Consider the following 22,884-nt stretch of genomic DNA (forward strand, 5'->3'; position numbering starts at 1 on the left):
AGCAGACAACTGGTATTTGCCGCATGAAAATAACTCTTAGTAGTTGAGAAGATACAAGAAATGAATTTATTGAATATGAAAATTCAGGGTTTTAAAACCAAGGCAACGTTGATTGCTGCGCTTGCCATTGCAGGGGCTTCTCCATCCGCAAGTCAAACCGTTGCAGATGCTTCGTTGCCGCAAACCGGGTTGGATATTCCCGACGAATTGACAATATTCGGCAAAAATGACCCGAATGTTCGCCGCGCTACAGCGATAGTCAACGGCGATATCATAACCGGAACCGATGTCGGCCATCGTCTGGCACTGATTATCGCAGCCAATGGCGGCGAAGTTTCTGATGAAGAGATACAGCGCTTGCGACTTCAGGTGTTGCGAAACCTGATCGATGAAACGCTGCAGATTCAAGAAGCGGAGGCCAATGAAATCAACATTGGAGAAGCAGAGGTTGAAGCAACTTTCCGCCAAGTAGCCCAACAGAATTTCAAACAGGACGTCGGCGCGTTTGATCAATATCTGAGGACCCAAGGCTCTTCCACCGATACCCTGAAGCGCCAAATCAAGGGCGAGCTGGCTTGGAGCCGTCTGCTTCGCCGTAATATCCAGCCATTCATCAACGTCGGTGATGAAGAGGTAAACACCATTATAGAACGCTTGAACGCCTCCAAGGGTACAAGCGAATTTCGTATCGGCGAAATTTATATGTCTGCCTCTCAGGAAACGGCGGAACAGGTCGTCAAAAATATGCAAAATATCCTGGAGCAGATCCGCGCAGGCGGTTCCTTTGTTGCATATGCCAGGCAGTTTTCGGAAGCCTCGACCGCAGCAACCGGCGGTGACCTTGGCTGGGTCCGTCCCGCTCAATTGCCACAGACGCTTGCTGATGCCGCTGAACAGATGCAGGTCGGACAGGTTGTCGGACCGATCGACGTACCAGGCGGCTTCTCGATCCTCTATCTGATTGACTCCCGGCAGGTGCTTACCGCGGATCCCCGCAATGCTCTGCTTAGTCTAAAGCAATTGGCAATTAGCTTTCCGGCTGGGATCACCGAATCACAAGCTGCTGCACAGGCCGAAAAATTTGCTAAGGCGACACAGAGCATCAAGGGCTGCGGAGCGGCCAATGAAGTTGCTGCGCAACTGGGTGCCAGCGTCGTCGACAACGACCAGGTGAAACTTCGCGACCTGCCCGCCGCCTTGCAAGGAACGATCGGGGAACTACAAATCGGTCAAGCAAGCCAGCCGTTTGGTTCGGTTGAGGATGGCGTTCGCGTACTTATCCTGTGCGGGCGCGATGATCCGCAAAATGCTTCAGCCCCGTCTTTTGATGACATCATGTCTCGTTTGGAAAATGACCGCGTCAACAAACGGGCCCAGATTTATTTGCGGGATCTGAGACGCGACGCGATCATCGAATATAATTAATGACAGACTGGAATGCCAAACCGTTTGCAGTTTCTTGCGGCGATCCGGCGGGTATTGGGCCTGAGATCATAGGCAAGAGTTGGAAACAGCGAGCAGAAGCCGGTCTGAAACCATTTTTTGCCATCGGCAATTTTGCCGATTTCGAGAATCTCCCCGGTGTTCCTGCCCGGAAAATTGAACAGCCGATGCAGGCTCGCGAGATGTTTGACAAAGCATTGCCTGTCTTCCACATTCATGAAGCAGCGGCGGCCGTGCCGGGAGAGGCATCGCTGGATGGCGCACAATGCTCGCTTCATGCACTCGAGATCGCCTGCGGACTGACACGCTCTGGAGATGCGGGAGCAGTAATCACCGCGCCGATATCGAAGTCCCAGCTCTACAAGATCGGCTTTCGCTATCCCGGCCAGACAGAATTTGTCTCGGAGCGCTGTGGAATAGCACGGGAAAATGCCCTGATGATGCTGGCCGGGCCAACATTGCGGGTTGTCCCCATGACTGTTCATATCGCGCTGAAAGACGTCCCCGAGCATATCACCAGACGATTGATCCTCGCTCGTGCCCGCGCCGCCGAGAAAGCGTTGATCCGCAATTTTGGCATAGAAAAACCCCGCATTGCAATAGCGGGGCTCAACCCGCATGCCGGCGAGAATGGCAATCTTGGCGATGAAGAACAGCGGATCATGCAACCGGCTATCGATGAACTCCGTCAGGAAGGCATGGACATTACCGATCCACTCCCTGCAGATACGATGTTCCACGAGGAAGCGCGGGTCAAATATGATGTCGCTCTGTGTCCCTATCATGATCAGGCCTTAATCCCTTTGAAAACCCTGCATTTCTTTGATGGAGTCAACATCACCCTGGGATTGCCTATCGTCCGGACGTCACCCGATCATGGAACCGCATTCAATATCGCCGGACAAGATATTGCCGATCCGCGATCGATGATTGCTGCGATCCAGATGGCCGCTACTGCCGTCACCAACCGACAGATCCACGGCCATTGAGCCAGCATATTATCCTGCCCCCGCTGCGGGAGTTGATCAAGAAACACGGCCTGACCGCAAGCAAGGCGCTGGGCCAGAATTTTCTGTTCGACATGCAGCTTCTCGACAAGATTGCCGCGGTTCCCGGTAAGCTCGACGGGCAATCGGTCTTCGAAGTGGGGCCCGGCCCTGGCGGATTGACACGCGCCTTACTGCAAGCAGGTGCGTCGGTAATCGCTGTTGAACGCGACGAGCGCTGCCTGCCAGCCTTGGCGGAATTGTCCGATTTCTTTCCCGATCAGCTGAAACTGATCAATGACGATGCGCTTGCCCTTGATCATGGCAGCCTGTTTGACGGGCCGTTTCATATCGTTTCCAACCTGCCCTATAATGTCGGCTCGGCGCTGCTCATCCAATGGCTGTCGGCACCGCAATGGCCTCCGCAATGGCAATCGCTGACCTTGATGTTCCAGCGCGAGGTCGCCGACCGGATCGTCGCAGAACCCGGTTCCGGCGCTTATGGCCGCCTCTCCATATTGGCGCAGTGGCGCAGTCAGGCCAAGCTGGCGATGACGGTCCACCGTTCGGCCTTCACACCCCCACCAAAGGTGATGTCGGCGGTCGTCCATCTGGTTCCCAAGGCCCAGCCCGAGGGCGTTGATTTTGCGAAGCTCGAGATTTTGACGCAGACCGCTTTCAGTCAGAGGCGAAAAATGCTCCGTCAAAGCCTCAAGAAACTGCCCGGCGGACTCGAAGCCCTCGAGCAGGCCGGCATTGACAGCCAACGCCGGCCCGAAACGCTGGCCGTTTCCGAATTCGTCGAACTGGCGAGATTACTTTCCTAGCCAGCCGCTTTCAGTTTCCGCCGATAAGCATGGAGCAACGGTTCGGTATAACCGCTCGGCTGCTCGACGCCCTTGAACACCAGATCGCGAGCCGCCTGAAAAGCCAGGCTGTCATCGGGATTCGGCGCCATTGGCAAGTACAGCGGATCTCCTTCATTCTGGCCATCGACCTTAGCTGCCATCCGCAACAAGGCGGCATCGACCTGCGCGGCCGAACAGACGCCGTGCAACATCCAGTTTGCCATATGCTGCGATGAAATCCGCAGTGTCGCACGGTCTTCCATCAAGCCGACATCATTGATGTCCGGGACCTTGGAACAGCCGATCCCCTGATCAATCCAGCGGACAACATAGCCCAATATGCCCTGCGCATTATTGTCCAGTTCGCGTTCTATCTCTGCATCAGACCAATTATGGCCATCGGCCAAGGGAATGGTCAGCAATTTGTCGAGCGACGCAATGCCATCAGCTGCGACCTCTTTCTGCCGGTCGAAAACATTGACCCGGTGATAGTGGATCGCGTGCAGCGTTGCCGCGGTCGGGCTCGGTACCCAGGCGGTATTGGCGCCGGTCATCGGATGACCGATTTTCTGCTCCATCATGTCGGCCATCATATCGGGCGCGGCCCACATGCCCTTGCCGATCTGTGCCTTGCCGGACATGCCGCAAGCCAGACCGATGGCGACATTGCGCTGCTCATAGGCGGTGATCCAGTCGCTCTTCTTGATATCGCCCTTGGCCAGCATCGCGCCCGCCTGCATCGATGTGTGGATTTCGTCGCCGGTGCGGTCGAGGAAGCCGGTGTTTATGAACACGACCCGGTCCTTCACCGCATGGATACAGGCCGCGAGGTTGGCCGACGTCCGGCGCTCTTCGTCCATCACACCGACCTTGATGGTGTGGCGGTCGAGGACAAGCAGGTCCTCCACCGCATCGAACAAATCATTGGTAAAGCCGCATTCCTCCGGCCCGTGCATTTTCGGCTTCACGATATAGATCGATCCGGCGCGGCTGTTGCGCAGTTCGCCCAGTCCCTTAACATCGTGCATCGCGATCAGGCTGGTGAAAACACCGTCAAGCAATCCTTCCGGCGCTTCCGACCCGTCGGCCAGCAAGACTGCGGGGTTGCTCATCAGATGGCCGACATTGCGGACAAACATCAGGCTGCGGCCCGGCAATGTGAAAGCCTTGCCGTCCAGATCAGCATAGTCGCGATCCCGATTGGCCTTGCGTTCGATCGTCTTGCCGCCCTTTTCAAAGGACGCATCGAGATCGCCGCGCATCAGGCCAAGCCAGTTGCTATAGGCCAGCACCTTGTCTTCAGCGTCTACCGCTGCGACCGAGTCTTCCATATCGATGATCGTGGTCAGCGCCGCTTCCATCAGGACATCTGCGATATGGGCGGGATCATCCTTGCCGATCGGGTGCGCCGGGTCGATCACGACTTCCGCGTGCAGTCCGTTATGTTTGAGCAGCAGCGACTGGCCATTCCGGCCCACCAGTTGCGCTGGATCAGCCAAGGCTGGCTCACCGCCCGCATAATCATTCCATGATCCAGTCGAAAGCGGAAAGGCTTCGTCGAGAAAGGCTTTTGCCGCTTTGATGACGGCAGACCCGCGCAGCGGATCATAGCCGCCCGGTTTGGCTGGAGGCGCATCCAGCGCATCCGTACCGTAGAAGGCATCGTAAAGACTTCCCCAACGCGCGTTGGCAGCGTTCAGAACAAAACGGTCATTGAGCGAAGGTACCACCAGCTGCGGTCCGGCCATGGTCGCGATTTCCGGATCGACATTTTCCGTTGCGATGGAAAAGGCCGCTGGTTCTTCAACCAGATAACCGATGCTCTTCAGAAACGCCTGATATTCGGTCTGATCAATCGGCTGATCCTTATGCTCGATATGCCAGGCATCAATCTGCGCCTGAATATCCTCCCGCTTTGCCAGAAGCTCCGCGTTGCGGGGGGCGAAATGGCCAAGCAGGTCAGCAAATTCGTTCCAGAATTTCGCGCGAGCAACGCCGGTTCCCGGCAAAGCGCGGTCGTTCACAAAATCAAACAGCTCCTGCGCGATCTGGATACCATTCTGGCTGACATAATTGGACATGGGATTTCCTCTTCAATGATAAGGCACTTTTCGATGCTGAAAGCGAGTATCAGTGCCGATTTGCAGATAGTCCGGGGAGGAATTACGGCGGGATATGACGTTGTGCATCCGTTTTGTAAATGGCAGAATTGAGTCATTGCGGACGTAATCTTATAGGTTCAGGAATCGGGGCGTATGCAAACGAAACAAAAAAACGAACTTCTGGAAGCCAGTCTTGAACGGGCCGCAACCATTTTGGGTGATATAACGGAGCCCGTCATGACGCAATATTATGCCAGCCATCCCGGGGCAAAAATATCTTTTCAGGACCATGGCCTCGGCAATAGCGTCAAACTTGAAGCAGAAATGGTTGAGAGCGTGATTTATTGCCTGCTGAACTGGTATGAAAGACCAGAGGAAATCCGGATCATGTTCGGCAGCACCGTTCCTCATCACAAACATGCCTTGAACGTTTCAACAGAATGGTTCGCGGGACTAATCGACGCCGCCATCACGATCATTTCGGACACTATACCGGAAACGAGCGCGGAGGAACTAACGGTCTGGGCAGAAATACGCACCGGCTTCCAGACGCTCGTCGAGGAAGCGCAAAGCTGATGAGCCGGGATTCAGGAAGTCGAAGAGAAACGGGTTACGATTAATGGCTCGAAATGCTATCGGTTTCAAATGAAAGCAGATTCCTTCCCCGAACAAGAGATGCTGGAGAGCGCCGTCAGCCTGCCACTTCTGCCGCGCACAGTTGAATGGGCAAAAATCAACAGCGGCACCACCAATCTCGATGGCCTGGCAACCGTTGCCGGATTGTTGGCAGATGCATTTTCGGTTTTGCCCGGAGAGACCAGCCTGATCGATCCCGCACCAGTCGAGGCGGTGCGCGCCGATGGCACGGCAGATCAGGTCCAGCGCGGCCAGCACCTGGTCACCTCTGTTCGCCCCGAAGCGCCGGTGCGCCTGCTGTTGACCGGCCATATGGACACTGTCTTTGCGGCAGATCACCCGTTCCAACAAATCGTCGAACTGGAAAGCGGCATTTTGAACGGCCCCGGCCTTGCCGACATGAAGGGCGGCTTGTCGGTCATGCTCGGCGCGCTACAATTGCTCGAGCAAAGCGAATATGCCAGCCGGATCGGCTATGACGTGATGATCAACAGCGACGAGGAAGTCGGCTCGGGATCATCGGCCTCGCGGATCAAGCGACTGGCCAAGGGCAAGACCGCTGCCCTGACCTATGAACCCGCCCTGCCCGACGGCACATTGGCCGGAGAGCGTGGCGGCAGCGGCAATTTCTCGATCATATTTACCGGCAAAAGCGCTCATGCAGGGCGCAACCCGGATGAAGGGCGCAACGCGCTGATCGCGGCAGCGGACATGGCCTTGCGGCTGAAAGCATTGCATCGCGATGGTCTCAGCGTAAATCCGGCCAAAATAGATGGCGGCGGCCCGAATAATGCTGTTCCAGATCATGCGATATTGCGAGTCAATTTCCGGCCCAAGTCATTGGAAGATCAAGCCTTGGCGCAATGCGCTCTTGATCAGATCGTGAAAGAGATCGCGAAACTGCATGATCTCAGCGTCCATTGCCACGGCAGCTTTGGCCGCCCGCCCAAACCGATTGATCCTCAGGCAGAGAGGCTTTTCGGCCTGGTGAAGCAATGCGGCGCCGAACTCGGTCTCGACATCAACTGGCGTGGGACCGGCGGTGTATGCGACGGCAATAATATCGCAGCCTGCGGTATCCCGGTTGTGGATACGATGGGCGTGCGCGGTGGGGCGATCCACAGCTCCGACGAATTTCTGATAACGGAAAGTCTGGTCGAACGGACACAATTATCGGCGCTGACGATCATGCGGATCGCCGAAAAGGGAGGATTATGAGTTTCCGGATACGCGCAGCGCGGGTCGATGATCTGCAGCATCTTTACGAAATGGCGAAACTGACCGGCGGCGGGTTTACCAACCTGCCGGCAGACCGGGACTCGCTGACCCAGAAACTGGAACGATCCGAGCGCGCCTATCAGAGCGACAGCAATGCGCATGGCGATGATCTGTTTGTCATGGTGCTGGAGAATGTCGAAACCGGAGCGGTGCGGGGGACCTCACAATTGTTCACCAAAGTTGGCCAGACCTGGCCCTTCTATTCCTATCGCCTGAGCACCCTGTCGCAAACCAGCAAGGAACTGGACCGGACGTTCAGCGCCCAGATGCTGGGCCTTGTCACCGACCTTGAAGGGGCGAGCGAAGTCGGCGGCCTGTTTCTGCACCCCGGCGAGCGCGCCGGCGGCCTTGGCATGTTGCTGGCCCGCAGCCGTTATCTCTTCATTAAGGAACATCGCGACCGCTTCGGCGACAAGATTTTTGCCGAACTGCGCGGCATCATTGACGAAGCGGGCGGATCACCTTTCTGGGACGGGCTCGCCGGTCGGTTCTTTGGCATGAGTTTTCAGGAAGCCGATTATTTCAACGCCATCCACGGCAACCAGTTCATCGCCGACCTGATGCCCAAACACCCGATCTATACAGCCATGCTCAGCGAATCTGCGCGAGCCGCGATTGGCATCCCCCACCCTAACGGACGTGCCGCCATGCGGATGCTGGAGAACGAGAATTTCTCCTATGACGGCTATGTCGATATTTTTGACGGTGGCCCGACGATGATTGCCAAGACCGACGACGTGACCAGCATACGCAATGCAAAGTCGGCAAAAATCACCGCTTTTGCCGAAGGCAAAACGAAAGTGATTATTTCGCGCGGCAGTCTGGCCAGCTTTCAGGCAACTTATGCAATGCTGGACGAAAATGATGATGGTGTGACGATCAACGAACAGGCGGCCGTCAATATTGGTCTCTCGGTCGGTGATAAAATCCGGTATATCCCGCGATGACCGCTCTCGTTGAAATCAATTTTGACGGTATCATCGGCCCAAGCCATAATTATGCCGGGCTGAGCCTCGGCAATATTGCCTCTTCGACCAATGCCGGAGCCACCGCCTATCCGCGGGAAGCGGCGTTGCAGGGTATCGCCAAGATGCGGCACAATCTCGATCTGGGATTGGCACAGGGCTTTTTCATGCCGCTCGACCGGCCGAACGAGAGCTGGTTAGCGGCGCTCGGGACGACAGTTGCGGACGCAGAACCGCATTTGCGGGCAGCAGCCTTCTCCGCGTCCTCGATGTGGGCGGCCAATGCCGCAACCATTTCGCCCGCTCCTGATGCTCCAGACGGCAAATGCCATCTCACAGTCGCTAATCTGCAAACCATGCCGCACCGCAGCCATGAATGGCCGGGAACGCTGGCACAGCTGAAACTGGCTTTTGCCAACGACGAGTATTTTTCGGTTCACGCTCCCGTCCCATCCCCGTTCGGAGACGAAGGCGCCGCCAACCATATGCGCTTATGCTCCACCCATGATGCTGCCGGTATCGAGATATATGTCTATGGCAAAAGCGGCGGACCTTTTCCTGCCCGCCAGCATATCGAGGCGAGCAAGGCGGTGGCGCGGATACATGGCTTGGGCCAGGAGCGCGTAATCTTCGCGCAGCAAGCGGAAACCGCCATCGCAGCGGGTGCGTTCCACAATGATGTCGTGGCAGTGGCCAACGAGCGGGTGTTGTTCACCCATGAACAGGCCTTCGAACGGCCCGAGGCGCTCTATGACGCAATCCGGAGCAAAATGCCGGACGCTGAGATTGTCATCGTTCCCGCCGACAAGGTCAGTCTGGAAGATGCAATTAAATCCTATCTTTTCAACGCCCAATTGGTGACACTTCCCGAGGCTGCTGGCATGGCCCTGATCCTGCCGACCGAAGCACGAGAGAATGATGCCGTCTGGAACTATCTGACCGAGCTCGTGTCAGGCAACGGCCCCATCCGCACGCTCTGCCCGGTCAACGTCCGGCAATCGATGGCAAACGGCGGTGGCCCCGCCTGTTTGCGCTTGCGTGTCGTTGCCGACCCCTTGACGGTTGACGAGCGCTTCATGGCCACGCCGCAGAAACTCGACCAAATTGAAAAAGTGATAGCTGAATCTTGGCCGGAAGCGATCCATCCGGATCAGCTCTCCGCCCCGGACCTTGCCGCTGCCATTGGCAAGGCCAGAAGCCGACTGCTCGAAGTTTGCGGATTATCCGAACTGGCTGGCTAACCGCTGCCCTAATGTCGGATTAACTTACAGTTTACTATATTTTACGGCAGGAAACGTCGCATTTCTGGGATTGGCACGGGGCTTGCTACTAGAATTACATGTGGAGAAAAATCAGACGTTTGTTCATTATCAAAACGAAATTTGAGGTTTTTCTGATCACCTATGCCCTTGCCACTGGTGCGGTAGCGCGTGGCCAGATCTATCTGGCCCAATATCCCGGATGGGGTGGAAAAATGCTGTTTCTGGCAACGACCGGCGCGGTTTTCATGGCCGGCGCCAAGATGATCGAAGCGATCGAGTTGCACAGAACTTACGGGTCCGAATATTAAATCATCCCGCTGCCCCACGATAACGACATGGCTATCTCCCGACCCTCCACTTCTCGAACGATCCCTGCGATTCTGCTGTCATATTGGATAAAGTGGAAGGCTTCTGTTGCCCGGTGCCTTCCAAACCGCTGAATTCCCTTCTGTTGCCCGGTGGGTTCAACCGCGCGTAGCTTTCTAACTTATGACCGTGAGGTCAATGGGTTAGGCAGCGATAGCGAGTGCTTCATTATCATTTGCACTTATAGGTTTTGAGCAATCACGGCATACTCAGGCCGGGCAAAAATAACGTTTTTGAACACCCGTCGATCCTAATTCGGCCCCATCAACAAAGGCGTCCTGCATTGCTGCAAATCACCTGAAATGGTGGAGCCGCCGGGTACTGCCCCCGGGTCCGTAGTGTCTATTACACGCCATCATTTATCACCATAGTCCGCCGAAACGGACAGTCCCTATATAGGGATATAAATCTGAATGAACAGTGCACAGACAAGAAAAAGGGCCAACCGGTCTCCCGGTTGACCCTCCTCTAGTTCCCCAAAGGGAATTCGTAATTACTGGGCGAGAGCGCCTTCTTCCGCATCGGCTTTGTCTTCCAGGACGTCAGCCTTATCTTCCATTGCGGCGGCTTTATCTTCCATCATTTCTTCGCCGGCTTCAGTCGGAGCCGCATCAGCAGCTTCGTCCAACCGATCTGCTTCCATTTCGGCTTCCTGAGCCTGCATTTCGGTTTCGGTTTCTGCACCGCTGGTATCTTCCTGTGCACAGGCGCTTAGCGCCAATGCAGCAGTAGAAGCGGTCAAAATCATCAATTTACGCATAATAATCCCTCGTCAATTAGAAGGAGCAAAAAATGTCTCCTCGGCGATATCAACCTGTCGAGGAAAGAATGGTTCCCGATCATATAAAAAAACAAAAAAAGGGCCAACCAGTTGCCCGGTTGACCCTCCTCTAGTTCCCCCAAGGGAATTTCGGCTAGTGTAGCTTACTCGGTAACGGCTGCGTCTGCAGGCGCAGCTTCAGCGTCGGTAGGAGCAGCTTCAGCAGTTGCTTCTTCAGTAACCGGAGCAACTTCTTCAGTAACCATAGCGTCTTCAGCAGGTGCAACTTCTTCGGTTGCAACTTCGTCAGTTACTACAGCGTCTTCAGCTGGAGCATTGCAGGCACTCAAAGCGAATACGGCTGCTGATGCAGCCAGAACAGCGAATTTACGCATAATAATTAGTCCCCTATAGTCGTTCAAATTGGCTGAGAATCAATCCAGCCGAGCGAGCCTATAGGATCGAAAAATCCGAATGTATCTCAAAAAATGCGATCATCATTTATCTCATTGTAAGATAAACAATATTATTCATATTTCGGTGTGCATTTATGGCACGCGCCACGTAAATCTGCAGGCTTCAGAAACAAATATCGCCCCTTTTGCGATGCATGTTTTGTGTTACACAAACCACGCAGCAAAAGGGGCGATATTGGAGATTCTGAATTGCTATTTTTTCAGGCTGTCCCGGATTTCGGTCAGCAGATCAATTTCGCTTGGTCCAGGGTCAGCGGCTTCCTCTTCCGCCTTCTTCATCATCTTATTGGCATAGCGAACGATCATGAAGATGATGAACGCCAGAATGACGAAATTAATCACGACGGTCAGGAACTGGCCCCAGCCGAGCATCGGAACACCCGCTTCCTTCAGCGCGGCATAATCGGTCATAGCACCGGCATAATCGGCGGGTGGCGATCCGAGCAGAATGAACATTCCGGAGAAATCGGGTACGCCGAATATGGCGCTGACAATCGGCATGATTACATCTTCGGTCAATGAAGTGGTAATCGTCGCAAAAGCCGCACCGATAATGACGGCTACCGCCAGATCGAGCACATTGCCCTTCATAATAAAGGCCTTAAACTCGTTTAACATATGACTTACCTTCCAATTTCTAAAGGCGTGTAAATGCATGAAAAACCCAAAATAGTCGAGGGAAGTCGTTGCAAAAGTGGCAGTAGATACCTATTTTTACAAAGTGGTGCGGCGTATCGCCGTGTGGATGGAGGGATTTCAAACATGCTGAATAAACTGATCAAATTTCTGGTGGTTCCTGCCGTGGCCTTGTCGCTAAGCGCCTGCGGAATCAACAGCGTGCCGACGGCGGAAGAAAATGCAAAAGCCAAATGGGCCGATGTCGAAAGCACCTATCAGCGCCGTGCCGACCTGATTCCCAATCTGGTGGAAACCGTGAAAGGCTTTGCGACGCAAGAGCAGGACACCCTGACAGCCGTTGTTGAAGCCCGGGCGAAGGCATCTTCCATTCAGCTCAGCGCCGATGATCTTGGCGACGCCGCGAAGGTTCAGGAATTTGCCGCAGCACAAGGCGCACTGTCTCAAGGGCTAGGGCGCCTGATGGCGACCGTCGAAGCCTATCCCGACCTCAAGTCCAACCAGAATTTCCTCGCGCTGCAAAGCCAGCTGGAAGGCACGGAAAACCGGATTAATGTCGCTCGCCGCGATTATAACGAAGCGGTTCGTGAGTATAATACCACGATCCGGACCTTCCCGGATATTATCGGCGCGAAAATTATCCACGGCGCCAAGCCAATGGAACCCTTTGCAGCAACCACAGAAGGCGCTGACGAAGCGCCTAAAGTTAGCTTTTAAGGGTGATTGCACTTCGGTCCATTCTGCCATTGAAGACGGTCCTTTTCGGTCTGGTGATTGCCTTTTTGGCGATCGCCAGCCCCGCCTTTGCCCAAAGCTTCCCTGAACTCACTGGTCGCGTTGTCGATCAGGCTAATTTGCTCGATCCTGCGCAAGAAGCTGCACTCACGGCAAAGCTGGCTGCGCTGGAAACCGAGTCCAATCGGCAACTGGTTGTCGCGACGGTCAACAGTCTCGAAGGTTATGATATCGCCGACTATGGCTATCAGCTCGGGCGAACCTGGGGCATCGGTCAGGATGGCGAAGGCGAGACCGAAAAGGATAATGGCCTGATCCTGCTGGTCGCACCCGATGAGCGCAAGGTTCGCGTCGAAGTGGGCTACGGTCTGGAAGGCATCATGACCGATGCGTTGTCGAGCATCATCATACAGAATGATATTCTTCCGCAATTTCGCAGCGGTGATATGGCCGCAGGCATAATCGCAGGGGTCGATCGCATATCGACCCAACTGGCTCTTCCAGAGGAAGAAGCCCGCGCCTTCGCACAACAGGCCGAACAGCAAGCTGGCAAGGGCGATGGCGAGAATATCGGCCTCGGGATTTTCTGGATCTTCATTCTTATCTTCTTTGTGATCATTCCAATGTTCTCCAATCGCGGTGGTAAACGTTATCGTCATGGAGCCGGTCCGGTGGTCATATGGGGGGGTGGATCACATTGGGGTGGTGGCGGCAGTAGCGGCGGCGGCTTCGGTGGCGGCGGTTTTGGCGGAGGCGGCGGCGGTTTTGGCGGCGGCGGCGCATCGGGGGGCTGGTAATGAGCAAAGTGAACCAGTTTACACCCGACGACCATAAGGCCGTCACGTCCGCAGTCTCGCTGGCCGAGAAATCGACCGATGGCGAAATCGTCACCATCGTGACCGGCGAATCCGACCATTATGGTGATGTAACCTGGGTTATATCAGGACTGGTCGCGCTTACCGCGTTGCTCGTGGTCAGCCTGTTCCCGCAAATCTATTTGAACATCATCGACTGGTTTACCGGCGGCTGGAGCGGAATATCCGCCCTGCCCTATTGGGCTTTGTTCGTTTTCACCGCGCTGAAGTTCTTCGGGACGCGCCTTATCCTGATCTGGAAGCCGTTACTTTTCATCCTGATCCCGGCACCGATAAAAAAAGCGCGTGTGCGCAAACGGGCGATATCACTGTTCCGGGTTTCTACCGATCACCGGACGGTTGGGCGCACCGGCATATTGCTCTATCTGTCGATGCGCGAACATCGCGCGGAAATCGTGGCCGACGAAGCCATTGTCGCAAAGGTAGAACCCGCCATTTGGGGCGACGCAATGGTTGCGATGATCGATCTGGTACGCGCCGGCACACCGGGCGAAGGCATGGCCGAAGCCGTCCGCCAGATGGGCGTTGTCTTGTCCGAACATTTCCCCAAGACCGATCAGAACCCGAATGAACTGCCCGACAGATTGATCGAACTTTGAGCACCGACAACGGCGCAAAAACCGAGATCATGTGGGAAGGCCGGTTCATCACGGCAAAGCGCGAAGGCAAATGGGAATATGTCTCGCGCAGCCGCGGCATCCGCGCCGCCGTAATTCTCGCGATTGACGACGGCCATGTCCTCCTCGTCGAGCAATATCGCGTTCCGCTGGGGAAATCCTGTATCGAGCTTCCTGCCGGGCTGGTTGGCGATCATGATGACAATAGCGAAGAAGACGGGTCGATAGCGGCGATCCGCGAACTGGAAGAAGAGACCGGCTATCGTGCTGCGACAATAGAGGATTGCGGCGAGTTTTATTCCTCGCCGGGAATGGTGTCCGAGAGTTTCTCGCTGTTCAAGGCGAGCGGACTGACCAAAGTCAGCGACGGTGGCGGAGTGGACGGAGAGGATATCATTGTCCACCGGGTTGCGCTGACCGCGCTCAATGATTTTATTGAAACAAAACGCCAGGCCGGCCTTGCGATCGACGTAAAACTTTTGCTGTTCTTCCCGTTTTCTTAGACAGAACCGTGCAAAATAAAGCGCGATTTAGCGGAAATTATCAGCGTAAGCCTGAATTTTCAGGGTCTTATGCGGTGTCGGAATTACCGCATAATCAATCGCATGTTTGTCGGCATAGGCTTTAGCGGCATCGCAACTATCAAAGCTCAGTTCCACCTGCCGCTGAGTATCACCAGAGCCTGCCCAACCGGTCAGGGGATCGGGTTTGCGCGCTTCTGACGGCTCAAATTGCAGCACCCACTTGTCGGTCAAAGCCCTGCCGGACTGCATCGCATTTCTGGGGATTTGATAAATTCTTGCGGCCATTTTCTGTTCCTGTCCTGAACCGGCTCAATAAGCGCGGGAAATAGCAAATTCAACTGCTTCGGTCATCGCTTCACGGGCTTTTCCGGAAGTGAATATACCCAGTGCATCGATCGCGCGCTGACCATAATGGCGCGCTCGCGACATCGTGTCATCAATCGCGCCGGTCGAACGCAGCAGGTCGGTTGCGCGCGCAAGATCCTCATCCGAGGATTTATGGCCGATGATGGCATCTTTCCAGAATTTGCGATCTTCCTCGCTGCCCCGTGCATAAGCCAATATAACCGGAAGGGTCACCTTGCCTTCGCGGAAATCATCACCGGCGTCCTTGCCCATGGTTTCGCGATCAGAACTATAATCGATCGCGTCATCGACCAGCTGGAATGCAATGCCGAGATTGCGGCCGTAGCTGTCGAGCGCCAGTTCGGCTTCTTCGTCACATTCGGCCACAACCGCAGATATCCGGCTGGCAGCGGCAAATAATGCAGCTGTTTTTGCCCCAATGATATCGAGGTAACGATCTTCGCTGGTATCAATCTTGCGCTGGGCGGTCAGCTGATTGACCTCGCCTTCGGCGATCACGGCCGAGGCGTTGGAAAGAATCTTGAGAACCTTCAGCGATCCGTCTTCGACCATCAGTTCGAAAGCCCGGCTGAACAGGAAATCGCCCACCAATACGGTGGCCGGATTGCCAAAAATCAGATTTGCAGCTGCTTTTCCGCGCCGCAGGTCGGAACCATCGACAACATCATCATGCAACAAAGTAGCAGTATGAATAAACTCGACCGCGGCGGCCAGTTTAAAATGACGGTCGCCCGGATATCCGATCAGCTTTGCCGCCGCGAGGGTCAGCATCGGGCGCATGCGCTTGCCACCACCGGCAATCAGATGACCCGCAAGTTTCGGAATAAGGGGAATTTCGGACTGCATTCGATCGAGAATCACGCTGTTGACCTGATTCATATCGCTGGCGACCAGTGACATGAGGGGTTCAAGCGATGGTGCGGAATCCCGCCCGAGATGATGGACCGTTGCTGACATGTTGCACCGGATGTGGCAAGTCACTAGGGATAAGGCAAGTGAAATCAGGACCGGTTCGGTTGCGCCCCGCTCATCTGGGACAAAATCCGAAGTGGTGATAATCGGGCGACGAAACATGGACGAAAAGCTGCAACAATTTCGCGAAAGCATCAACAATATCGACGCGGCGCTGGTGTTCATGCTCGCCGAACGGTTCAAGGTGACCCAGGCGGTTGGCGAATATAAAGCCAAAAATGATCTGCCGCCGGCCGACGCGGGTCGAGAGCAGGAACAAATTGCCCGTCTGCGCCAGCTGGCCAGCGACGCCAATCTTGATCCCGAATTTTCGGAAAAATTCCTGCGTTTCATCATCGATGAAGTAATTCGCCACCACGAACGGATCCGCGGCGAAACCGACTAACCCTCGACGATCTCGCACTTGGGCAGTCGCAAGCGTACCAGCAAACCGCCGAGATCCTCGCTCTCCTCCAGCGATACCGAACCCTCGTAAATTTCTGCGACATCCCGGACAATGGCGAGGCCGAGCCCCGTGCCGGGCTTGCCGCTGTCGAGCCGGGCACCGCGATCGAATATGCGCTGGCGATCTTTCTCGGGAATCCCATGCCCGTCATCCTCGATCAGCAACTCGACAAATTTCTTGGTGGTTTCGACGGTGATAAATACACTCCCGCCGCCATATTTGGCGGCATTCTCGACGAGATTGCCAATCATCTCGTCAAGATCCTGACGTTCGACCGAGGCAACCGCATCCTTGTCGCCATCAATATCGATTCGGACATGCGGGTAGAGACGTCCGACCGCGCGTTCTACGGCTTGCAGGCTTTGCCAGACCTTGGCCCGGCTGTGAGCATGGCCCCGCCTGCCCACAGCCCGCGCGCGCGCCAGATGGTGGTCGACCTGCCGCCGCATCACGCCCGCTTCGCGAATCACTGTATCAGCCAGATCGTCGGCTTTGGCGGTGGCACTGTTCATGATCACGGTGAGCGGGGTTTTCAGCGCATGCGCCAGATTACCGGCGTGCCGCCGCGCCTCCTCTGCCTGCTTTTCATTATGGTCGAGCAAAGCGTTGAGTTCATCGACCATGGGCGTCACTTCATTCGGCATCGGTTCGACCACCCGACGCTGTTGCCCGGTCCGCATCGCTGCGATGGCAATGCGGATCTTGCGCAGCGGCCACAGGCCGTAGAGCGTCTGCAGCGCCGCCATGCCGATCAATCCGAGCGCGAGAATCAGGAAACTGTTGACCAGAATCGAACGGATATTGGCAATCTGGCTATCAAGACCATCGCGGCTTTGCGCCACCTGAAACAGCCATTTTGTATCGGAGTCCGGCAGGATGATTGTACGCTCAAGCAACCGCAGCGGTTCGTCCGGGAATTGCTTGCTATCGTAGATATGGGTTTCGCGGTCGTCATGGCTGCTGTTAAATTCGAGAGTACGATCCCACAGGGAGCGGGAGGGAAAGTCATCATGGCCCTCGCCGCTGATCTGCCAGTAAAGGCCGCTATTGGGCTCGAGGAAACGCTGGTCCCCCAGCGGCCGGTTCAGAAAAACCTCGCCATCGGGACCGATTTCGGCCGAAGCGATCATCGCCGTCAGCACATATTCCAGTTGATTGTCGAAATTGCGGGTCACCGCATCGTTCAGCACACGGTCCAGAGCGAAACCGCCGCCGAACAGCAGGATGACAATCCATGCCGCAGCGATCCCGATCATCCGGCGACCGAGAGAACCGGTGGTCCGGGTGCTCAGCCGAATATCGGTTGTCGGTGCCTTTTCATCGACCGGAAGATCTATCTGGGCTGGCTCATTCAGGCTTCGGGATCCTCTAGACTATAGCCAAGCCCCCGAATTGTCGAAATGACGTCCGCACCCAGTTTCTTGCGAATGCGGGTGACGAAGACTTCGATCGTGTTTGAATCGCGGTCGAAATCCTGATCATAAATATGCTCGATCAGTTCGGTACGCGACACTACCTTGCCCTTGTGATGCATAAGATAGGACAGGAGCTTATATTCCTGAGCAGTCAGCTTGACCGGACTGCCGTCGAGCGTCACTTTTCCCGATCGCGTGTCGAGCCGCACGGCTCCTGCGGTAAGTTCCGAGGAGGCATTGCCCGAGGCACGGCGAATGAGCGCGCGCAGCCGGGCGATCAATTCTTCGGTCTGGAACGGTTTTGCCAGATAATCATCGGCACCGGCATCCAGTCCCGCGACCTTGTCCGACCAGCTATCCCGAGCGGTCAGCACCAGCACAGGAAAATTGCGTTCTTCTTTGCGCCAGCGATCGAGCACGGTCAGGCCATCAATTTCGGGGAGGCCGAGATCGAGGATCACTGCGTCATAGTCCTCGGTCGAACCCATGAAATGGCCGTCTTCGCCGTCTGTCGACAGATCAATGGCATAGCCATTGGCTTCCAGTGTCGATTTCAGCTGTTGCCCCAGCGTGGGTTCGTCTTCAACGATCAAGACGCGCATGCTTGTCCTCCGAAATAATGCCTGTTTCTGTGGGATAGCCTATATCACCATCCCGAAAACGCACAATGTTATTAGAAAATACGGGACTCAGAAAATCTGGAAATAGCCAATCTTGCTCAGCGCGTCTGGCGCAAGATTGAGCCGGTCCGGCCATCGACATCAACAAACACAACCCGCCCGTCCCGAATGAACTTCAGCCGATAGACTTGCGCACCCGGATCAAACTCCGGCCCGATATATTCGCTACCCGCCATTCTCGGCAAAATCTGGTTCTCGATCGAGCGAATCGACTTCACCTTGCCCGCCATCATTTGCGCGCGCGCTTCGTTCTGCTCGCCACGGCGATCCTTGGACGACGCCATTTGCGGTGCAACCGCCGCTACGCCGAGCACAAGAAGGGATAAAAGAGTGGTTTTCTTCAACATCAATCCCTTTCTAGGCTCGGCGGTTTTAACATCAGGTGAATGGCAGGTTCGGGCTATGGATGGCTCGATTAACGAGTCATTTCATATGTTATGTTGAGCGAAACGACCGTTCCGACCTGCCCGGGAGCAATAGGCGGAGCAGATTTCGAAGCGGAAGCCTCCATCCGCATCATTGGTGCCTCCGACTGGTTTGACATGCCCTCGCTGATAGACAGCACTCGCACGCCGGAATAGCCTTCGGAGCGAGCATAGCTCATCGCCCGCGACTTAGCGCTGGCAAGCGCACGCTCCCGCGCGACATCTTTTAATTTGCTGTCATCACTGATCGAGAAAGACGGCCCGTTTAAATTGGTGGCGCCGCTGCTGACAATCGCATCGAGGATCTTGCCGAGTTTGGAAATATCTTTCACGGTCGCAGAAACCTGATTGGAAACAACATAACCGACAAAGCGGTTTTCCCGGCTTTCCTGGTCATAATCATAATCCGCCCGCAGATTGATGCCCGTAGTCTGAATATCCTTTTCGGCAATGCCAAGCGATTTTAGCCGGTCGATTACTGCACGCGCCTGCACTGAATTGTCGCGCAGGGCCTGCGTCGCGGTCGGCGCTTTCGTTTCTACACCGGTGCTGAACGTTGCAGTGTCGGGTGCGCTGTCGACCTGTTCCGACACGCTAAGTTCGATCACCGGGCTTTGAGCGACAATCTCTACATTTGCAGCCTGCGCGACATTCATCGGGGCGATTACCATGGCCGCTCCAGCCAGCAAGATCGATAGTTTCATATTTATCTCCATTAATTCAGTTCGGTCTAGACGAAGCTCTCTGAACGGCAGCTAAATAGTTTTGCCGGATTTTTCCTGTTTGTTCACCCGGCTCGCCGTCTCCGATCTTGTGCCCGTCAATCTCGACGACTGGCATAATAAGCAACGTAGATGACGTAACAAAGGCTTCCGCTGCATTTTTTGCTTCGTCAACCGAGAAAGCGCGTTCTTCGACCGTTAGTTCCATGGATTTTGCCTGTGCGAGCATTTCTATGCGGGTGACGCCAGGCAGAATACGGCGGTCAAGCTGATGCGAAATCAGCACCCCTTCCCGGCTGATAATATGCGCATTCTGGGAAGTCCCTTCACTGACCATCTCATCCTGTGTCATCCAGACATCGTCGACCCCTGCGGCCACGGCCTCCATTTTCATCAGCGATGCATAGAGCAGCTGCGTCGTCTTGATATCGCATCTCTGCCAGCGCAAATCGGGCCGGGTAATGATCCGCATCCCGCGATCAGCCATAGGATTTTTCACCAGCGCCCGTTCCTGGGCAAAGGCGAATATCGTCGGAGCGGTATCCGGAGTCGGCCAGCGATATTCCCGCTCGTCCATCACCCCGCGCGAGACCTGCAGATAGACCAAGCCTTCCTTCAAGCCATTTTCCGCTACCAGATTCCGGGATATCGCGGCCCAATTGGCAAAGGCATTGATCGACAGTTCGCCGAGCGATCGTTCCAGCCGGGCGATATGACGCTCCATATCAATCAGGTGGCCACCAATGACCGAGATCACTTCATAAACCGCGTCGGAAAACAGCAGCCCGCGATCAAATATAGAGATTTTGGCTGATAGCTTCGGAACATAATCGCCGTTCAGATAGACTGTTTGCAAACCCCGTACCTATCACCAAAATTGCCGATTTTGCCCCTAACAATCCGATATCCCACAGCAGGTCAATGGCCTTTGTCTAAAAGAGAAGGCTTGAGCAAAAGCCCGCTTGCCCCTAACGCGCGGGAACCATGTCACAACCACCCATTTTCTCGTACGAAAATCTCTCCCTCCATCAGGGCGAAGGATGGCTGTTCCGTGACCTCGACCTGCACGTCGGGCCGCGTGACCGGCTGGCACTGATCGGGCGTAACGGCGCCGGCAAGACAACCTTGCTGCGATTGATCACCGACGAGATTGAATCGGACAAGGGAAAACGGGTAATCCAGCCAGGCGTCAATATAGTGATGCTTGAGCAGGAACCTGATCTTACCTCGTTTGAGACATTGCGCGACTTTGCCCTGTCAGGGAATATGGGACCGGCTCTGCATGAAGTCGAAGCCATTGCTGACCAGCTCGGGACCGACCTTTCGATACGCGCCGACAAGGCGAGCGGCGGCGAGAAACGCCGTGCGGCGATTTGCCGGGCTTTGGCGTCGGAGCCGGATCTGCTGCTGCTCGATGAGCCGACCAACCATCTCGATCTCGGCGCAATCGACTGGCTGGAAGAATGGCTCGGTCGTTACAAGGGCGCGTTTATAACCATCTCGCATGACCGGACGTTTCTAACCCGGTTGACGAAGCAGACATTATGGCTCGATCGCGGTGCTATCCGGCGGCTGGACGTCGGTTTTGGCGGCTATGATGCCTGGATGGAAAAAATCTATGCGGACGAGACCCGCTCGGCGGAGAAGCTCGACGCGAAGCTGAAACTCGAAGCCCATTGGCTCGAGCGCGGTGTTACGGCACGGCGCAAGCGCAATCAGGGAAGGCTCGAGAAGCTTTGGGAAATGCGCGCCCAGCGTGCCGCGATGATCGGTCCGGCGGGCGCGGCCAAGCTGCAGGCCGAAAGCGACGACAGCCGAACCAAATCGGTTATCACTGCGACCAATATATCCAAATCTTTCGGTGAAGGGGATGCCAAACGCGTTATCATTCGCGACTTCTCCTTGCGTATCCAGCGCGGCGACCGGATCGGCATTGTCGGGGCGAATGGCGCGGGAAAGACTACCTTGCTGAAGATGCTGACCGGGGAACTGGAATCGGACACCGGCAGCGTTGCGCTCGCCAAGACATTGAACGGTGTTTTCATCGATCAGCAGCGCAGCTTGCTGACGCCGGACAAACGGGTCCGCGATATCCTGGCCGATGGCAGCGACTGGATCGATGTGCGCGGTACCAAGAAGCATGTTCAGGGCTATCTGAAGGACTTTCTTTTCGCACCCACACTGATCGACGCGAGAGTCGGAACATTATCGGGCGGCGAACAGTCACGGCTGCTATTAGCGCGTGAATTTGCCCGCATGTCAAATCTGCTGGTGCTTGACGAACCGACCAACGACCTCGATCTCGAAACACTCGATCTTTTGCAGGAAGTGATCGCCGATTACGAGGGCACCGTGCTACTGGTCAGCCATGATCGTGATTTCCTAGATCGTACGGTGACCGTCACTTTGGGACTGGATGGCAGCGGCAAGGTGGATGTTATCGCAGGCGGCTATGCCGAATGGGAAGCCAAGCGCAAACAGGACGATTCGGACCAGAAAACAGCATCGAAACCGGCCCAGTCTTCCAGCAAACCAGCCTCTCGTTCGAGCAGCCCGAGCAAGAAACTGAGCTACAAGGACCAGCGCGATTATGACCAGTTGCCGGACCGGATCGAGGCAATCGACCAGCGTATGACCGAGATTGAACAGGCGCTCGCCGATCCCAAACTTTATGTACGCGACTTCGCGAAGTTCGAGCAATTGACCAAAGAGAATAGCGCGCTGATTGACGAGAAAGATACTGCCGAGATGCGCTGGCTGGAGCTGGCGGAAGAAGTAGAGCAGCTGGCCAACAGCTGATCAGCCCGGCAACCGGTAGAAATTCGCCAGCCGGTCCAGTGCGATCTTCAGCACCAGTTTTCCGGACCGCGCAGGCCAGCCGAGATTCTTTTCCGCAACCGGTGCCCCCTCCCCGCCGCAAATAATCCGCCAGGCGATATCTGACAGGTCACTGCCCAAATACTCGATGGCATTTTCAAAGCGGAGCTTTGCCGCCAGCTGCGCCTCGGACTCGTTCAACATCGCGGACGCACCACGTTTTCCACCTGTGACTGGCGCTGCATCCCAGCGCATCGTGACGCGCGGTGCCAGATTGGCTCTTTCCCAGTCGGCCCGCAGCTTTTCGCCGGCATCAAATTGCCGGTCGGACAAATGACCTCTGGCATGAAGCCAGCCCAATGGCGATTCCGCCAGATTCACCGTAACGCTCCGCGCACGCTTCCGATTTGGTTCGCGGCTATGCCGATCTTCCCCGTCCTGCGGCAGCGCACGCTCCGCAAGAAAACGAGGGCCCGACTGAATTTTGGCGGCTTTCATTGGCATGATATCTCCTAATTGGTGATTTTATGCTC

The 22,884-nt window shown here is 55.5% G+C and carries 26 protein-coding genes and 1 other RNA gene; 14 read left to right on the forward strand and 13 right to left on the reverse strand.

Annotated elements, in window-relative coordinates:
• Positions 1 to 60: 60 nt before the first annotated feature.
• The 3 genes from AAC060_RS11090 to rsmA are packed head-to-tail and all read left to right on the forward strand — an operon-like array spanning position 61 to position 3,256.
• Positions 61 to 1,425 carry a peptidylprolyl isomerase gene (locus AAC060_RS11090; RefSeq protein WP_339826121.1) on the forward strand — a complete coding sequence of 455 codons (1,365 nt, stop codon included), beginning with the start codon at positions 61 to 63 and terminating at the stop codon, positions 1,423 to 1,425.
• A complete protein-coding gene (pdxA, locus tag AAC060_RS11095; protein ID WP_339826123.1) occupies positions 1,425 to 2,432 on the forward strand; it encodes a 4-hydroxythreonine-4-phosphate dehydrogenase PdxA in 1,008 nt (335 codons plus the stop codon). The genes AAC060_RS11090 and pdxA overlap by 1 nt, the downstream gene beginning before the upstream one ends.
• Positions 2,429 to 3,256 (forward strand): 16S rRNA (adenine(1518)-N(6)/adenine(1519)-N(6))-dimethyltransferase RsmA, encoded by an 828-nt coding sequence (gene rsmA, locus AAC060_RS11100; RefSeq protein WP_339826125.1) that lies wholly within the window; start codon positions 2,429 to 2,431, stop codon positions 3,254 to 3,256. The genes pdxA and rsmA overlap by 4 nt, the downstream gene beginning before the upstream one ends.
• Here rsmA and AAC060_RS11105 read toward each other — a convergent pair.
• Positions 3,253 to 5,358, reverse strand: a complete 2,106-nt coding sequence (locus AAC060_RS11105) for a malate synthase G (RefSeq protein ID WP_339826127.1) — start codon at positions 5,356 to 5,358, stop codon at positions 3,253 to 3,255. The two genes, rsmA and AAC060_RS11105, sit on opposite strands and share 4 nt — an antisense overlap.
• 174 nt (positions 5,359 to 5,532) lie before the next feature.
• Between AAC060_RS11105 and AAC060_RS11110 the strand changes: the two genes are divergently transcribed.
• From AAC060_RS11110 to AAC060_RS11130, 5 genes are all read left to right on the forward strand, one after another.
• Positions 5,533 to 5,955, forward strand: coding sequence for a hypothetical protein (locus AAC060_RS11110; RefSeq protein WP_339826129.1), 423 nt, complete (start codon positions 5,533 to 5,535; stop codon positions 5,953 to 5,955).
• A 69-nt stretch (positions 5,956 to 6,024) separates the two neighbouring features.
• A complete protein-coding gene (locus AAC060_RS11115; RefSeq protein ID WP_339826131.1) occupies positions 6,025 to 7,233 on the forward strand; it encodes a hydrolase in 1,209 nt (402 codons plus the stop codon).
• Positions 7,230 to 8,240 (forward strand): arginine N-succinyltransferase, encoded by a 1,011-nt coding sequence (locus tag AAC060_RS11120; RefSeq protein ID WP_339826133.1) that lies wholly within the window; start codon positions 7,230 to 7,232, stop codon positions 8,238 to 8,240. The genes AAC060_RS11115 and AAC060_RS11120 overlap by 4 nt, the downstream gene beginning before the upstream one ends.
• Complete coding sequence (locus tag AAC060_RS11125; RefSeq protein ID WP_339826135.1) at positions 8,237 to 9,499, forward strand: N-succinylarginine dihydrolase; 1,263 nt, start codon at positions 8,237 to 8,239, stop codon at positions 9,497 to 9,499. Before AAC060_RS11120 ends, AAC060_RS11125 begins: the two co-directional genes overlap by 4 nt.
• A gap of 98 nt (positions 9,500 to 9,597) precedes the next feature.
• On the forward strand, positions 9,598 to 9,828 hold the full coding sequence (locus AAC060_RS11130) for a hypothetical protein (RefSeq protein ID WP_339826137.1): 231 nt from the start codon (positions 9,598 to 9,600) through the stop codon (positions 9,826 to 9,828).
• A 91-nt stretch (positions 9,829 to 9,919) separates the two neighbouring features.
• On the opposite strand, the gene ssrA is transcribed toward AAC060_RS11130, so the two are convergent.
• The 4 genes from ssrA to mscL form a co-directional block, all read right to left on the reverse strand.
• Positions 9,920 to 10,310: a transfer-messenger RNA gene (ssrA, locus tag AAC060_RS11135) on the reverse strand.
• A gap of 69 nt (positions 10,311 to 10,379) precedes the next feature.
• Complete coding sequence (locus AAC060_RS11140) at positions 10,380 to 10,646, reverse strand: hypothetical protein (protein WP_339826139.1); 267 nt, start codon at positions 10,644 to 10,646, stop codon at positions 10,380 to 10,382.
• Positions 10,647 to 10,810: 164 nt separating this feature from the next.
• Complete coding sequence (locus AAC060_RS11145; RefSeq protein ID WP_339826141.1) at positions 10,811 to 11,041, reverse strand: hypothetical protein; 231 nt, start codon at positions 11,039 to 11,041, stop codon at positions 10,811 to 10,813.
• Between the two features lie 273 nt (positions 11,042 to 11,314).
• The gene (gene mscL / locus AAC060_RS11150) at positions 11,315 to 11,740 is read right to left on the reverse strand and encodes a large conductance mechanosensitive channel protein MscL (protein WP_339826143.1); all 426 of its coding nucleotides are present in this window, start codon (positions 11,738 to 11,740) and stop codon (positions 11,315 to 11,317) included.
• Positions 11,741 to 11,884: 144 nt separating this feature from the next.
• Between mscL and AAC060_RS11155 the strand changes: the two genes are divergently transcribed.
• The 4 genes from AAC060_RS11155 to AAC060_RS11170 are packed head-to-tail and all read left to right on the forward strand — an operon-like array spanning position 11,885 to position 14,488.
• Positions 11,885 to 12,475 carry a LemA family protein gene (locus tag AAC060_RS11155; RefSeq protein ID WP_339826146.1) on the forward strand — a complete coding sequence of 197 codons (591 nt, stop codon included), beginning with the start codon at positions 11,885 to 11,887 and terminating at the stop codon, positions 12,473 to 12,475.
• Positions 12,476 to 12,504: 29 nt separating this feature from the next.
• Complete coding sequence (locus AAC060_RS11160; protein WP_339826351.1) at positions 12,505 to 13,290, forward strand: TPM domain-containing protein; 786 nt, start codon at positions 12,505 to 12,507, stop codon at positions 13,288 to 13,290.
• Positions 13,290 to 13,967 (forward strand): hypothetical protein, encoded by a 678-nt coding sequence (locus AAC060_RS11165; protein WP_339826148.1) that lies wholly within the window; start codon positions 13,290 to 13,292, stop codon positions 13,965 to 13,967. Before AAC060_RS11160 ends, AAC060_RS11165 begins: the two co-directional genes overlap by 1 nt.
• A gap of 29 nt (positions 13,968 to 13,996) precedes the next feature.
• On the forward strand, positions 13,997 to 14,488 hold the full coding sequence (locus AAC060_RS11170) for an NUDIX hydrolase (protein ID WP_339826353.1): 492 nt from the start codon (positions 13,997 to 13,999) through the stop codon (positions 14,486 to 14,488).
• Between the two features lie 27 nt (positions 14,489 to 14,515).
• Here AAC060_RS11170 and AAC060_RS11175 read toward each other — a convergent pair whose 3' ends face one another.
• Together AAC060_RS11175 and AAC060_RS11180 are read right to left on the reverse strand one after the other, a co-directional pair.
• Complete coding sequence (locus AAC060_RS11175) at positions 14,516 to 14,794, reverse strand: ETC complex I subunit (RefSeq protein WP_339826150.1); 279 nt, start codon at positions 14,792 to 14,794, stop codon at positions 14,516 to 14,518.
• 24 nt (positions 14,795 to 14,818) lie between these two features.
• Entirely contained in the window at positions 14,819 to 15,832 is a 1,014-nt protein-coding gene (locus tag AAC060_RS11180; RefSeq protein WP_339826153.1) for a polyprenyl synthetase family protein, read from the reverse strand.
• 115 nt (positions 15,833 to 15,947) lie between these two features.
• Between AAC060_RS11180 and AAC060_RS11185 the strand changes: the two genes are divergently transcribed.
• Entirely contained in the window at positions 15,948 to 16,232 is a 285-nt protein-coding gene (locus AAC060_RS11185) for a chorismate mutase (RefSeq protein WP_339826156.1), read from the forward strand.
• Here AAC060_RS11185 and AAC060_RS11190 read toward each other — a convergent pair.
• The 5 genes from AAC060_RS11190 to AAC060_RS11210 all read right to left on the reverse strand — a co-directional run bounded on the left by AAC060_RS11190 (position 16,229) and on the right by AAC060_RS11210 (position 20,390).
• Complete coding sequence (locus tag AAC060_RS11190) at positions 16,229 to 17,548, reverse strand: HAMP domain-containing sensor histidine kinase (protein ID WP_339826158.1); 1,320 nt, start codon at positions 17,546 to 17,548, stop codon at positions 16,229 to 16,231. The two genes, AAC060_RS11185 and AAC060_RS11190, sit on opposite strands and share 4 nt — an antisense overlap.
• A 95-nt stretch (positions 17,549 to 17,643) precedes the next feature.
• On the reverse strand, positions 17,644 to 18,309 hold the full coding sequence (locus AAC060_RS11195) for a response regulator transcription factor (RefSeq protein WP_339826161.1): 666 nt from the start codon (positions 18,307 to 18,309) through the stop codon (positions 17,644 to 17,646).
• Between the two features lie 116 nt (positions 18,310 to 18,425).
• Positions 18,426 to 18,734, reverse strand: a complete 309-nt coding sequence (locus AAC060_RS11200) for a PepSY domain-containing protein (protein WP_339826163.1) — start codon at positions 18,732 to 18,734, stop codon at positions 18,426 to 18,428.
• Positions 18,735 to 18,802: 68 nt separating this feature from the next.
• Positions 18,803 to 19,516 carry an SIMPL domain-containing protein gene (locus tag AAC060_RS11205; RefSeq protein WP_339826165.1) on the reverse strand — a complete coding sequence of 238 codons (714 nt, stop codon included), beginning with the start codon at positions 19,514 to 19,516 and terminating at the stop codon, positions 18,803 to 18,805.
• Between the two features lie 16 nt (positions 19,517 to 19,532).
• On the reverse strand, positions 19,533 to 20,390 hold the full coding sequence (locus AAC060_RS11210; protein WP_339826169.1) for an aminotransferase class IV: 858 nt from the start codon (positions 20,388 to 20,390) through the stop codon (positions 19,533 to 19,535).
• Positions 20,391 to 20,518: 128 nt separating this feature from the next.
• On the opposite strand from AAC060_RS11210, the gene AAC060_RS11215 reads away from it, so the two are divergent.
• Positions 20,519 to 22,333, forward strand: coding sequence for an ABC-F family ATP-binding cassette domain-containing protein (locus AAC060_RS11215; RefSeq protein WP_339826171.1), 1,815 nt, complete (start codon positions 20,519 to 20,521; stop codon positions 22,331 to 22,333).
• Here AAC060_RS11215 and AAC060_RS11220 read toward each other — a convergent pair whose 3' ends face one another.
• Entirely contained in the window at positions 22,334 to 22,855 is a 522-nt protein-coding gene (locus tag AAC060_RS11220; RefSeq protein ID WP_339826174.1) for a DUF6456 domain-containing protein, read from the reverse strand. It lies immediately after the preceding gene.
• Between the last annotated feature and the right edge of the window lie 29 nt (positions 22,856 to 22,884).

The organism is uncultured Parasphingorhabdus sp. (assembly GCF_963975555.1).
Taxonomy (GTDB): domain Bacteria; phylum Pseudomonadota; class Alphaproteobacteria; order Sphingomonadales; family Sphingomonadaceae; genus Parasphingorhabdus.